Raw genomic sequence first — 12,042 nt, 5'->3', positions numbered from 1 at the left:
CTTTCAGGGTTGCTGGAAACGTGCCGGGGACAGGCGCTCGGGCGCCACCCCCTGGGCGGTCAGGCTCGGGCACAGCGGTTGCCCGAGCAGTAGATCGGCAGCCAGGCGCGAAGCGCCGGCGGCCGACTGGATACCATAGCCACCTTGTGCCGCCAGCCAGAAGAACGCTGCCATCCGGGGATCGAAGCCGATCACCAGGTCACCGTCGGCGACGAATGAACGCAAACCCGCCCAGGTATGGCTGGGGCGGCGAATGGACAGCGAAGTCATCGCCTCGATGTTGTAGATACCCAAAGCGATATCGAACTCCTCGGGTGCGGCATCCTGGGGCTCGACCGGGTCGGCATTGGCCGGTGACCCCAGCAGCTGGCCGGCGTCGGGCTTGAAATAGAAGCTCTCGTCAACGCCTATCACCGCAGGCCAGTGGGCAAAATCCTGGTCGGCCGGGCCGGAAAAGGTAAATGCACTGCGCCGGCATGGCTGCAGGCCGACGCAGGCCACGCCACACTGCTCGGCCACTCGGTCAGCCCAGGCACCGGCGGCATTGACCAGGGTGCTGGCCTGCACATGGCTGCCATCGGCCAGCTCCACATCCCACAGGCCATCGAGGTAGCGGGCCCGAAGCAGTTCGGCGTTGCAGCGCAATTCACCACCAGCGGCGCGGTAGCCACGCAAGAAGCCCTGATGCAGGGCATGCACGTCAAGGTCCATGGCGCCCGGCTCATGCACCGCGCCAGCCAGGCTGTCGGCGTTCAAGCTGGGGACCAGCGCCAGCGCCGCGTCGCGGTCGAGCAGGCTGACGGCAGTGCCGTTTGCCAGATTCTGCGCATGGGTTTGCTCAAGCAGTTCGCGTTGTTCTTGGCTGGCGACATACAGGCAGCCACGCGGTTCGAGCAGCGGGTGCTCGCAGAAGCCGGCTGGCGGCGCTTCGTAGAAGGCCCGGCTGGCACGGGTCAGGGCCTGGATCTGCGGGGTACCGTAGGCCTCCATGAACATCGCAGCCGAGCGCCCGGTCGAGTGGTAGCCCGGTTGCGATTCGCGTTCGAGCAACAGCACGCGGCGTTCACTGGCCAGGCGATAGCCCAGTGAGGCGCCAGCGATACCGGCGCCGATGATCAGGGTGTCGTAGATCTGGGTCATGCACGCTCCTGCTGCGAGAATTATCATTTATGAGAATTCTAATATATGAGAATTTCGAAACATGCAAGCGCGCAAGGTAAGATGCGCGACCAACGACGTATGCCGAGACCCGCGAATGCCTGATGCCCGCCCTGCTGCCCTGCCCTTGCTAGACCGCGCCGAAGTCGGCGGACGCCTGCGCCAGGTGCGCAAGGCACGCCAGATGACCCTCAAGCAATTGTCCGAGCTCAGTGGCGTGCCGGTGTCGACGTTGTCGAAGATGGAGCTGGCGCAAGTTTCGGTGAGCTACGAAAAACTGGCTGCCGCCGCCCGCGCCCTGAATGTCGACATTGCCCATCTGTTCCGCGCCAGCGGCCCAGTGGTGCAAGCCGTCGCGGCGCCGGTGACCGTGGTGGTCGACTCGTTGCCCGCTGCCGCCGGGTATTCCACAGGCACCTACGATTACCACCCGATCGCCGGTGCCTTCCCGGAGCGGCGCATGACTCCCGCCTACGCCCGCATCATCGCTCGCGAACGCGGCCAGTTCGACGATTTTATCCGCCACCCGGGCCAGGAGTTCGCGGTGGTGCTGAGCGGCCGGGTACGTATTGAATTTGAAACCGGCGAGGCCGTCAGCATCGGCCCGCAGGAAACGGCGTACTTCGACAGCCAGGTCGGGCACATCTACCTCTCGGAAAGCGAGGATGGCGGCGATGCCCATGTGATGGTGGTGATGACCGATCGCTGATGCCGGTTATAACCTAATAACGAACAAGTCTATTTGGCTATAAAAACTCCCTATATGCTGGCACCCATCCGATAACGGGCAAAGCTGGGCAGTCGAGTAGCGTATGGATGTAGGTTCTTTCGGTTTCACCATTGCCGGACTGGTTGTGGGCTTCATCGTCGGTATGACCGGCGTCGGTGGCGGCTCGCTGATGACCCCGATCCTGCTGTGGTTCGGTATCAACCCGGCAACAGCCGTGGGCACCGACCTGCTGTATGCCGCCATCACCAAGGGCAGTGGCGTCTGGGTACATGCCCGGCAGAAGAACATCGACTGGAAGATCACCGGCCTGCTCAGCCTCGGCAGCGTGCCGGCAGCAGCCCTCACCCTGTGGTTCCTCAGTACCCTGCATACCGACACCACGGCGCTGAACGCAATCATCAAGCAGGGCCTGGCGGTGGTGCTGATCCTCACTGCGCTGGCGATCCTGTTCAAGTCGCGCCTGCAAGCGTTTGCCAGCCGCCACGCCGGTGATCACTACCACCTCAGCGACCGCAGCCTGAACACCCTCACCGTGCTGACCGGCGTGGTACTGGGCGTCATGGTCACCCTGACGTCGATCGGCGCTGGGGCATTGGGCACCGTGGCGCTGTTCCTGCTCTACCCGTTCCTTGCCACACGCCGCCTGGTCGGTACCGAAATCGCCCACGCCGTGCCCCTGACCCTGGTCGCCGGTATCGGCCACGCCGGCATGGGCAACATGGACTGGTCGCTGCTGGGCTACCTGCTGCTGGGCTCGCTGCCGGGCATCTACATGGGCAGCCACCTCACCGGGCGTATCTCCGACCGCGTGCTGCGCCCTTGCCTGGCGGCCATGTTGCTGCTGATCGGCTACAAGCTGGCATTCTGACCCGGCAAACGGCGCTTGCTCAGCCCAGACGCAAGCGCCATTGCCCGGTAAAGCTCAACTCGATACACGACAACGGCAGCACATCGATCCGCTGCGCGGCAGCCAGCGGGCACTCCAGCACCGTCACCAGCGCAGCGCGAATCACCCAGGGGTGAGTCACCGCCAGCCATTCCCCCGGCCTGTCGAAGGCCATCAACCACACCCCCACGCGTTCGCACACGTGCGCGAACGACTCACCGCCATGGGGCGCGCAGAATGGGTCATTGAGCCACTGTGCCAACGCCTGCGGCTGTTCGGCCTGCAATTGCTTGAGCGGCAAACCCTGCCAATGGCCGAGGGCGCAATCGGCCAACGCCGGCTCGCTCTGCACCTGCGACGAAAGCCACGCCGCCGTCTGTGCCGCACGCCGCTCCGGCGCAGCCAGCAGCTGCGTGCCGGGGGCGATCGCCAAAGGCTCCCCGGCCAAGGGTAAAATGCCGTCGTCGGGCTGCGCCAGACGCCCGCTTTTCTGGGCCTGGGTCAGGGCGTGGCAGAGCAAGGTCAGGCGTACGGCTTTCACCAGGGCGTTCTTCACAGAAAGTCAGGCCGACTGGTTTAACACGCCAGGCGCATTTTTACCGCAACAAAGTCACGCCAACGCGGAACGTCGGGTTAGCATCGCCACTCCAATCAGGCGAAATGCCAGCAGAGACAGACCGATGCCCAGCACCACACCCAGCCCCTTGCTGCTCGCCCTGCGCGAAGGCACCCGCGACTGCCACAAGGCGCTGGAGGCGCGCCTGCCCTTCTTCAGCCCTGGCTTCGATAGCGCGGCTTACCGTCGCCTGCTGCAGGCCTACTATGGCTTTCATGCCCCTCTGGAAAATCAGCTGAGCGACTATCAGGGTCCAGAGCGCCGCAAGGCTGCGGCCTTGGCCCGCGATCTGCGGGCTCTGGACCTGACTGAAGCCGACATTGGCGCCCTGCCACTGTGCCAGGCACTGCCCGCCATCCGCGACGAGGCCAGCGCGCTGGGTGTTATGTACGTCCTGGAAGGCTCGACCTTGGGTGGCCAGGTACTCAAGCGAGCGATGGCCGAGCGCCTGGGCATCGGCCACGACAGCGGTGCAGCCTTCCTCGACGTGTACGGCGAGCTGACCGGCAGCTACTGGCGAAGCTTCCTCGAAAGGCTTGGCCAGGCATCGGCGGCAGCGCCGGCACAGGCCACCACGGTACAGGCCGCCATCGACACGTTCGGCCATTTCGAAGCGTGGCTCGGCCAGCGCAATGTCTTGAATTAGAGCCTGCACTGGTCGCTTTTTGGCGTGTTGCCCCTGTTAATTCACAGCGCCGGCTCTCGTTCCTTGCTGCACCCCGTGACAACAAGGAAATCGATTCATGACCGAATGGCCTGGCATCGTCGCAGGTGCAGGTGTTCTGTGGCTCGAGGCTGGCCCTGGATTCACGCCATGCCCATGACATCGATGCCATGCTGGCGGCCGACAACGCCCTTGGGCTGATCTATCTGTGCAACCCCAACAACCCCACCGGCACGCTGACTGCGCGGCGCGACACCGAACGCCTGCACGAGCGCGCGCCGGCCGGCAGCGTGGTGCCAGGCCGTCTACAGTCAGCACTGTTCCCATCTGCTTCGAGCCCCTACCTGCATGCTCCCAGCCGCGCTGATCTTCCTGTTCACCCTGACGCTGGTCATCTGGCAGCCGAAAGGCCTCGGCGTAGGCTGGAGCGCCAGCCTCGGCGCCGTGCTGGCGCTGTTGTTCGGGGTGGTCTCGTTGCACGACATCCCAACCGTGTGGACGATCATCTGGAATGCCACCGCCACCTTCATCGCCCTGATCGTCATCAGCCTGTTGCTGGATGAAGCGGGTTTCTTCGAGTGGGCAGCGCTGCATGTGGCGCGCTGGGCGCGTGGCGACGGGCGCCGGTTGTTTGCTTTCATGGTGCTGCTGGGGGCCGCGGTGTCGGCACTTTTCGCCAATGACGGGGCGGCGCTGATTCTCACCCCCATCGTCATGTCGATGCTGCTGGCCCTGCGCTTCTCCTCCGCCGCGACCCTCGCCTTCGTCATGGGCGCCGGTTTTATTGCCGACACCGCCAGCCTGCCGCTGGTGGTGTCGAACCTAGTGAACATCGTTTCGGCGGACTACTTCAGCCTGGGTTTCAACGCCTATGCGGCGGTGATGGTGCCAGTGAACCTGGTGGCGGTGGCAGCCACGCTGCTGGTGCTGTGGCTGTACTTTCGCCGCGACATTCCCGCCTGTTACGCCTGTGAAGATCTCAAACTACCGGCCCTGGCCATCCGCGACCGCGCCACTTTCCGCGTCGGCTGGGTGGTGCTGGTGGGTTTGCTGGCCGGGCTGTTCGTGCTGGAGCCGCTGGGCATTCCGGTCAGCGCCGTGTCCGCTGCCGGGGCGCTGGTGCTGTTCGCGGTAGCTGCACGCGGCCATGTGATCATGACCCGCCGCGTACTGCGCGAGGCGCCGTGGCACATCGTGGTGTTTTCGCTGGGGATGTACCTGGTGGTCTATGGGCTGCGCAATGCCGGCCTGACCGACTCGCTGACCCACGTGCTGAACGGCCTTGCCGGGCATGGCCTGTGGGCCGCCTCGCTGGGCACCGGGTTGATTGCCGCGCTGCTGTCCTCGGTGATGAACAACCTGCCCAGCGTGCTGATCGGCGCGCTGTCGATCCAGGCCAGCGAGGCGCACGGCGTGATCCGCGAGGCGATGATCTACGCCAACGTGATCGGCTGCGACCTGGGGCCGAAGATTACCCCGATCGGTAGCCTGGCGACCTTGCTGTGGTTGCATGTGTTGGCGCGCAAGGGGGTGACGATTGGCTGGGGGTACTACTTCAAGGTCGGCGTGCTGCTGACGGTGCCGGTGCTGCTGGTGACCTTGGCGGCGCTGGCAGTGCGGTTGAGCCTTTGAGACCGCCGGGGCCGCTTACTGAGAATGAGTTGAAGATACGCGATGCCGAACGCGACATCGGCGAAGAACTGCTGAAGCCCACCCGTGATGTAAAAGCGGATCACCACGGCGCAATACACCAGGTGAAAGTGCCTGAAGTACTCGATCCGCGTAGCAGAGCCAACGGACTCAAGGATTGACCCGCCACAACCCTGCCATCTGCGTGGTAAACCCCGCACTCATCAACTCCCGCCGCATCGCCCACTGCGCCGTCGCCGGCACCGCCGCGCTGCGTAGCGTCCCCCTCCCCCAGCGCCCGTTAACGCCATCGATCACCTGCATGACCCGCTCGGCCTTCACGCTCTGCGTCGGCGTAAACAGATCACCGGTCACTTCCCCTCGCTGGCACAGCTCCATCAGCAGCACCTCGGCCTTGCTGTAGCGAAACCCCTCGCGGTATACCCGCTCCACCGCCTCCAGCGCCATGCGTGTCAGCAGCCGCTCGTCATCGGTTGGGTATGGCAACTGCACGACCACGCCGTTGGCGTAGCGCGGCTCGTCGGGGTTGAACATGCCGGTGCGGATGCTCACCCGCATCCGCTGCGTCAGCGAGCGCTGCTTGCGCAGCTTTTGCGCCGCGCGCATCACGTAGGTGGCCACGGCTTCCTTGAGCGGCGCGAGTTCGGTCAGGCGCTGGCCGAACATGCGGCTGCAACAGATTTCCTGGCGTGGCGGGTCGACTTCTTCCAGTTGCAGGCACGGCGTGCCGGCCAGTTCACGGGCGGTCTTTTCCACCACCACGCTGAACGTCTTGCGCAGCAGGCCAGGGTTGGCGCGGGACAGGTCCCAGGCGGTGCGGATGCCCATCCCTTGCAGGTGCGCGGTCAGGCGTTTGCCAATGCCCCAGACCTCGGACACATCACAGCGCTTCAGCACCCGCTCGCAACGCAGCGGGTCGCGCAGATCGACTACCCAACCGCTCTGCACCGACCAGCGTTTGGCCGCGTGATTGGCCAGTTTGGCCAGGGTCTTGGTGCCCGCGATACCAACCCCAACCGGAATGCCGGTGTACTTGAGCACCCGGGCGCGGATGTCGCGGCCAAGGCGCTCCATGTCGCCAGGCATGCCGGCCAGGTCGGCGAAGGCCTCGTCGATGGAATACACCTCAAGCGCCGGGACCATGCCTTCGATCACCGTCATCACCCGCTGGCTCATGTCACCGTACAACGCATAGTTGGAGGAAAACGCCACCACCCCGTGCCGCCGCAGCAGGTCCTTCACCTGGAAGTACGGCTGGCCCATTTTCACCAACGGCTTGGCCTCGGCGCTGCGGGCGACGATGCAGCCGTCGTTGTTGCTCAGCACGACAATGGGCGTGCGCTGCAGGTCGGGGCGAAACACCCGCTCGCAGCTGGCGTAGAAACTGTTGCAGTCGATCAGGGCAAAGACAGGTGTGGGTTTCATCGGGCGACATCAACAATACTGTATTTATATACAGTTAACCACAACGCTCCGCCGATGCCTCCAGCCACTCATCCGATTTGCATCCTGCGCACAGGCTCCTACAGTTTCGAACTGTGACAACCCCGCCGAGGCTCCCGATGCGCAGCGCCGAAAAGACCGAGCAAGCCGCCACCGCCAAGGCCATGCCGAAGATCCCTCGCAGCGTCTGGGCGCTGGGCTTCGTCTCGCTGTTCATGGACATTTCCTCGGAGATGATCCACGCCCTGCTGCCGCTGTACATGGTCACCGTGCTCGGCACTTCGGTGGTCGCCGTCGGCGTCATCGAGGGCATCGCCGAAGCCACCGCGTCGATCACCAAGGTCTTCTCCGGCGCGCTCAGCGACCGCCTCGGCAAGCGCAAGCTGCTGACGGTGCTTGGCTATGGCCTGGGCGCGTTGACCAAGCCGGTGTTCCCCATGGCCTCCGGGCTGGAGTGGCTGATGGCTGCACGCTTCGTCGACCGTATCGGCAAGGGCATCCGCGGCGCCCCCCGCGATGCGCTGGTGGCCGATGTGACCCCGCCCGAACTGCGCGGCGCGGCATTCGGCCTGCGCCAGGCACTGGACACCGTCGGCGCTTTCCTCGGTCCGTTGCTGGCGATGGCATTGATGTGGCTGACGGCGAGCCATTTCCAGACGGTGTTCTGGGTGGCGGTGATCCCGGCGTTCGTCGCAGTGGCCATTCTCATCGCCTTCGTTCGCGAACCTGAGGTAGCGCCCGGTGCGCGGCCAGTGCGCTCGCCCCTGGCACTGCATGAACTGGCACGCCTGGGGCCGGCCTACTGGCGGCTGATCGGCCTGGCCATGGTGTTCACCCTGGCCCGTTTCAGCGAGGCGTTCCTGCTGCTGCGCGCCCAGGACATGGGACTGGCGCCGTTGTGGGCACCCGCGGTACTGGTGCTCATGGCCTTGGCCTACTCGCTGTCGGCCTACCCGGCCGGCGCGCTGTCGGACCACCTGGGCCGCCGTGGCGTGCTGATGATGGGGCTGGGCCTGCTGATCGGCGCCGACCTGTTGCTGGCCCTGGCACCGGGCTGGGCCGGGCTGGCACTGGGCGTGGCGGCCTGGGGCCTGCACCTGGGCTTCACCCAGGGCATCTTCGCTGCGCTGATCGCCGACAGCGCGCCGGCCAACCTGCGCGGCACGGCATTCGGCCTGTTCAACCTGCTGACGGGGGTGGCGCTGCTGGCCGCCAGCGTGGTGGCCGGGCTGTTGTGGGATGGCGCCGGGTTCCAGGCGACCTTCCTGGTCGGGGCGGGGTTTGCCGGTGCCACGTTGCTGGGCGTGACGCTGCTGCGCTGAGCCCGTTCAGGCGGCCGGGTCATGGCTGCGCACGCTGAAGGTCACCACGCCCCAGATCGTGAAGTCGTCACCCTCCATGATGTAGCGTGGCGCATAGCGTGGGTTCTCGGAGCGCAGCAGCACTTGCCCGGCAACCCGCTGCAGGCGCTTGCACAACGGTTCGCCGTTGACGGCGGCAATCACGATATGGCCATGGCGCGCCGCGATCGAGCGGTCGACCAGCACCAGATCGCCATCGAAGATACCGGCGCCTTGCATGCTGTCGCCGTCTATTCTGACCAGATAGATATGCGGTGCGCGCAGGTTGAGCAGCTCGTCCAGCGAAATAGGCTGCTCCATGTGGTCGGCGGCTGGCGACGGAAAACCCGCCGGGATGCGGAACAGATAGCGCGGCACGGCAGCACTGCCGCCCGTGATGGGACCCAGGATGGAAGTCATGAGACGGCCTTGATATTAAACTGTATGTATATACAGTAAACGACGTAGCGAGTATCCGGTCAATTTCGCCGTAGGATATTTCGACAAGTGGGGGTACATGCCATGTGCGGACGCTTCGCCCAGTACCAGGGCCTGGCCGACTACCTGCGTGAACTGGACGCCGAGCAGGACGTGATCAGCGGCTACGACAACGTGCCGGTCGGCCGCTACAACGTCGCCCCCGGCAGCCGCGTGCTGATCCTGCATCACGCCACCGATGGCCTGCGCATCGACCCTTGCCATTGGGGGTGGGCGCCGTTCTGGGCCACGGGCAAACGGCCGGCACCGATCAACGCGCGGGTCGAGACGGTGACCACCGGCAAGTTCTTCAAGGCCCTGTGGCCGCAAGGGCGGGCCTTGGTGATGGCCGACGGCTGGTATGAATGGGTGACCGACCCGCACGATCCCAAGCGCAAGCAGCCGTGGTTCATTCGCCTGAAAAGCCAGGAGCCGATGTTCATGGCGGCGCTGGCCGAGGTGCATGCGGGGCTGGAGCCGAATGAAGGGGACGGCTTCGTGATCATCACGGCCGCCAGTGATGCGGGAATGGTCGATATACATGACCGCCGGCCCCTGGTGCTGAGCCCGGAACATGCGCGGGCGTGGATCGACCCGGAGGTACCTGCCGAGGAGGCCGAACGCCTGGCGCGGGAGCAGTGCTTGCCGGTGGAGGCGTTCGAATGGTTTGCGGTGGGCAAGGAAGTGGGGAACGTGCGAAACGAAGGGGCTGAACTGATTGTGATGCTCGATGCCGAGCATCAGCCCTGAAAGCTTGGCTGCAGGTAGGTGGGTTGATCTGGGGCCGCTGCGCGGCCCTTTCGCGACACAAGGCCGCTCCCACAGGTATTGCGCAGCTCTCAACAACTGTGAAGAACCTTGTGAGAGCAGGCTTACCCATGAAGAGGCCAGATCAGCCTGACCTGGGCGGTTGATCTGGGGCCGCTGCGCGGCCCTTTCGCGACGCAAGGCCGCTCCTACAGGTAGTGCGCAGCTCTCAACAACGTTGTGAAGGACCTTGTGGGAGCAGGCTTGCCCATGAAGAGGCCAGATCAGCCTGACCTGGGCGGGTTGATCTGGGGCCGCTGCGCGGCCCTTTCGCGACGCAAGGCCGCTCCTACAGGTAGTGCGCAGCTCTCAACAGCTGTGAAAAACCTGTAGGAGCGGGCTTGCCCGCGAAGCGGCCGGCACTGGCAACCGGGCTGTTGAAGGTTAAGCCAAGACCTCCTGCTGGCGCAGCGACCAGCCACCCTGCCCGTCCACTTCCAGCCGGTGGGTATGGAAATCGGCCAAGGTACTGCGATGCCCCACGCTTACCAGCAAGGTCTCGGGCATCTCTTTGCGCAACAACGCATACATCGCATGCTCCAGCCCCTCATCCATCGCCGAGGTGGACTCATCGAGGAACACCACCTGCGGCCGGTTGAACAGCACCCGGGCAAACGCCAGGCGTTGCTGCTCACCGACCGACAGAATGTTCGACCAGTCGCAAGTCACCGCCAGCCGCTCGGCCAGGTGCGCCAGGTTGACCTCGCGCAGGGCCTGCTGCATGCGTGCTTCGTCCGCCGGCTGGCTGTCGGCCGGGTAGGCGATGGCGGTGCGCAGGTCGCCCAGCGGCAGGTAAGGCCGTTGCGACAGGAACAACGCCTGGGTGCCCAACGGCCGCCGGACTTCGCCTTCGGCATAGGGCCAGAGGCCCGCCAAGGCGCGCAGCAAGGTGGTCTTGCCGCTGCCTGACGGCCCTTTGATCAACAGCGCCTGGCCGCCGTGCAGGCGCAGGTCGAGGTCGGCGATCAGCGCATGGCCGTCCGGGCGCAGCACCTGCAGGCCAATGATGTCCAGCGCCCGTGGCTGGTCTTCGGTCAACACCCGTGGCAGCGCGCTGGCCTGGTCGTTGGCGTCGAGGAAACCGGTCAAACGGTCGAGGGTGGCGCGGTACTGGGCGAAAGTGTCGTAGGACTCACGGAAGAACGACAGCGAATCCTGCACCTGGCCGAACGCCTGGGAGGTCTGCATCACGTCACCCAGCTTGATCGCCCCGCTGAAGAAGCGCGGCGCCTGGAGGATGAACGGGAACACTACTGCTACCTGGCTGACGCCGAGGTTGAAACCGCTGAATTTCAGGTTCCGGAACACCAGCGCCCAGACGTTGACGATCAGCGCGCCGAAGCGCCCCAGCAAGGTCGCCCGCTCGACCGGCGCGCCCTGGTAGAAGGCGATGTTCTCGGCATTCTCGCGCAGGCGCATCAGCGCATAACGGAAGTTCGCCGTGAGTTTTTCGTTGAGGAAATTCAGGCGGATCAACGGCTGGCCGAGACGGAAGGCAATCCAGGTGGCGATCAGCACATAAACGTACACCGCAAACACCATCGCCCGGGGAATCTCGTACCCCGCCACCGTCAGCGGCGCCGAAAGGCCCCAGAGGATGCCGGTAAAGGCCACCAGCGAAACCAGTGCGCTGACCGCGCCCAAGGCCAGCGACACCGAGTTGCTGACGAACGCGCTGACGTCCAGCTCGATACGCTGGTCGGGGTTGTCCACCGGCTCGGCGAGGAAGCGGCCGCGGTAGTAGGCATCGCCTTTCATCCAGTCCCCGGTCAGGCGCTCGGTCAGCCACACCCGCCACTGGATGCTGAAGGCCTGGGTCACGTAGAAGGTGAACAGCGAACGCAACACGTGGATGGTGGCCAACACTGCGAACACCCCCAACAGGTACCAGAAGGCAGTCTGGTCGAGGGCCTGCAGGGCACTGTAGAAGCCGTTGTACCAGAACGAGAACAGCACGTTCAGGCGCACCGAGAACAGCGTCAGCACCAGCAGCAGGCCGAACACCAGCAGCGGGCGCCAACTGCGGCGGAAGGTGAAGTAAGGCCCGGCCAGCTGCCAGAACTGGCTGCCCCAGCGCGTGTAGCGCACGGCCAGGCAGGCAGCGGTGGTAAAGCCGATGAGGGTGACGAACGAGGCGATTGCGAGCCAGCTCAGGCTCTCTTGCAGGGCCTCGTGCCAGTTCATGTCCATGGGAAATATCCGTGACGAGTGTTTCCGCGAGCGTAGCATCGCGGGGGGATTCGTCTTGCATAAATGACGGACATTTCATTT

The 12,042-nt window shown here is 64.8% G+C and carries 12 protein-coding genes; 7 read left to right on the top strand and 5 right to left on the bottom strand.

The genetic code is table 11. From position 1 onward, the window contains the following. Positions 1–3 precede the first annotated feature (3 nt). Positions 4–1,140: an NAD(P)/FAD-dependent oxidoreductase gene (locus BUQ73_RS06970; RefSeq protein WP_079227193.1), complete on the bottom strand. Its 1,137-nt coding sequence runs from the start codon at positions 1,138–1,140 to the stop codon at positions 4–6. Between the two features lie 115 nt (positions 1,141–1,255). On the opposite strand from BUQ73_RS06970, the gene BUQ73_RS06965 reads away from it, so the two are divergent. Then, positions 1,256–1,867 (top strand): helix-turn-helix domain-containing protein, encoded by a 612-nt coding sequence (locus tag BUQ73_RS06965; RefSeq protein ID WP_079227192.1) that lies wholly within the window; start codon positions 1,256–1,258, stop codon positions 1,865–1,867. Positions 1,868–1,970: 103 nt separating this feature from the next. After that, the gene (locus BUQ73_RS06960; protein WP_079227191.1) at positions 1,971–2,756 is read left to right on the top strand and encodes a sulfite exporter TauE/SafE family protein; all 786 of its coding nucleotides are present in this window, start codon (positions 1,971–1,973) and stop codon (positions 2,754–2,756) included. A 19-nt stretch (positions 2,757–2,775) separates the two neighbouring features. Here the strand turns inward: BUQ73_RS06960 and BUQ73_RS06955 are convergent, their stop codons facing one another. Then, complete coding sequence (locus BUQ73_RS06955; protein ID WP_079230496.1) at positions 2,776–3,315, bottom strand: histidine phosphatase family protein; 540 nt, start codon at positions 3,313–3,315, stop codon at positions 2,776–2,778. Positions 3,316–3,454: 139 nt separating this feature from the next. Here BUQ73_RS06955 and BUQ73_RS06950 point away from each other — a divergent pair, with 139 nt between their 5' ends. From BUQ73_RS06950 to BUQ73_RS28380, 3 genes are all read left to right on the top strand, one after another. Next, on the top strand, positions 3,455–4,036 hold the full coding sequence (locus tag BUQ73_RS06950) for a biliverdin-producing heme oxygenase (protein ID WP_079227190.1): 582 nt from the start codon (positions 3,455–3,457) through the stop codon (positions 4,034–4,036). A gap of 366 nt (positions 4,037–4,402) precedes the next feature. Next, positions 4,403–5,686 (top strand): arsenic transporter, encoded by a 1,284-nt coding sequence (locus tag BUQ73_RS06945; RefSeq protein ID WP_079227189.1) that lies wholly within the window; start codon positions 4,403–4,405, stop codon positions 5,684–5,686. Between the two features lie 29 nt (positions 5,687–5,715). Beyond that, positions 5,716–5,865: a hypothetical protein gene (locus BUQ73_RS28380; RefSeq protein ID WP_161492832.1), complete on the top strand. Its 150-nt coding sequence runs from the start codon at positions 5,716–5,718 to the stop codon at positions 5,863–5,865. On the opposite strand, the gene BUQ73_RS06940 is transcribed toward BUQ73_RS28380, so the two are convergent. Beyond that, on the bottom strand, positions 5,855–7,129 hold the full coding sequence (locus tag BUQ73_RS06940) for a Y-family DNA polymerase (protein WP_079227188.1): 1,275 nt from the start codon (positions 7,127–7,129) through the stop codon (positions 5,855–5,857). The genes BUQ73_RS28380 and BUQ73_RS06940 overlap by 11 nt on opposite strands. A gap of 137 nt (positions 7,130–7,266) precedes the next feature. On the opposite strand from BUQ73_RS06940, the gene BUQ73_RS06935 reads away from it, so the two are divergent. After that, entirely contained in the window at positions 7,267–8,469 is a 1,203-nt protein-coding gene (locus tag BUQ73_RS06935; protein WP_027919601.1) for an MFS transporter, read from the top strand. A 6-nt stretch (positions 8,470–8,475) separates the two neighbouring features. Here BUQ73_RS06935 and BUQ73_RS06930 read toward each other — a convergent pair whose 3' ends face one another. Next, a complete protein-coding gene (locus tag BUQ73_RS06930; RefSeq protein ID WP_079227187.1) occupies positions 8,476–8,907 on the bottom strand; it encodes a LexA family protein in 432 nt (143 codons plus the stop codon). Between the two features lie 102 nt (positions 8,908–9,009). On the opposite strand from BUQ73_RS06930, the gene BUQ73_RS06925 reads away from it, so the two are divergent. Then, positions 9,010–9,714 (top strand): SOS response-associated peptidase family protein, encoded by a 705-nt coding sequence (locus BUQ73_RS06925; RefSeq protein WP_079227186.1) that lies wholly within the window; start codon positions 9,010–9,012, stop codon positions 9,712–9,714. A 441-nt stretch (positions 9,715–10,155) separates the two neighbouring features. On the opposite strand, the gene BUQ73_RS06920 is transcribed toward BUQ73_RS06925, so the two are convergent. After that, complete coding sequence (locus tag BUQ73_RS06920) at positions 10,156–11,961, bottom strand: ABC transporter ATP-binding protein/permease (protein WP_079227185.1); 1,806 nt, start codon at positions 11,959–11,961, stop codon at positions 10,156–10,158. Between the last annotated feature and the right edge of the window lie 81 nt (positions 11,962–12,042).

Source organism: Pseudomonas putida (assembly GCF_002025705.1).
Classification (GTDB): domain Bacteria; phylum Pseudomonadota; class Gammaproteobacteria; order Pseudomonadales; family Pseudomonadaceae; genus Aquipseudomonas; species Aquipseudomonas putida_J.
The sequence above is the reverse complement of the archived record's forward strand: the minus strand, read 5'-3'. Positions and strand labels throughout refer to the sequence as shown.

Excerpts from the sequence above, each read along its gene's own strand:
- BUQ73_RS06970 (WP_079227193.1), bottom strand. The coding sequence starts at position 1,140 with ATGACCCAGATCTACGACACCCTGATCATCGGCGCCGGTATCGCTGGC.
- BUQ73_RS06930 (WP_079227187.1), bottom strand. The coding sequence starts at position 8,907 with ATGACTTCCATCCTGGGTCCCATCACGGGCGGCAGTGCTGCCGTGCCG.
- BUQ73_RS06920 (WP_079227185.1), bottom strand. The coding sequence starts at position 11,961 with ATGGACATGAACTGGCACGAGGCCCTGCAAGAGAGCCTGAGCTGGCTC.
- BUQ73_RS06925 (WP_079227186.1), top strand. The coding sequence starts at position 9,010 with ATGTGCGGACGCTTCGCCCAGTACCAGGGCCTGGCCGACTACCTGCGT.
- BUQ73_RS06935 (WP_027919601.1), top strand. The coding sequence starts at position 7,267 with ATGCGCAGCGCCGAAAAGACCGAGCAAGCCGCCACCGCCAAGGCCATG.
- BUQ73_RS06945 (WP_079227189.1), top strand. The coding sequence starts at position 4,403 with ATGCTCCCAGCCGCGCTGATCTTCCTGTTCACCCTGACGCTGGTCATC.
- BUQ73_RS06950 (WP_079227190.1), top strand. The coding sequence starts at position 3,455 with ATGCCCAGCACCACACCCAGCCCCTTGCTGCTCGCCCTGCGCGAAGGC.
- BUQ73_RS06940 (WP_079227188.1), bottom strand. The coding sequence starts at position 7,129 with ATGAAACCCACACCTGTCTTTGCCCTGATCGACTGCAACAGTTTCTAC.
- BUQ73_RS06965 (WP_079227192.1), top strand. The coding sequence starts at position 1,256 with ATGCCTGATGCCCGCCCTGCTGCCCTGCCCTTGCTAGACCGCGCCGAA.
- BUQ73_RS06960 (WP_079227191.1), top strand. The coding sequence starts at position 1,971 with ATGGATGTAGGTTCTTTCGGTTTCACCATTGCCGGACTGGTTGTGGGC.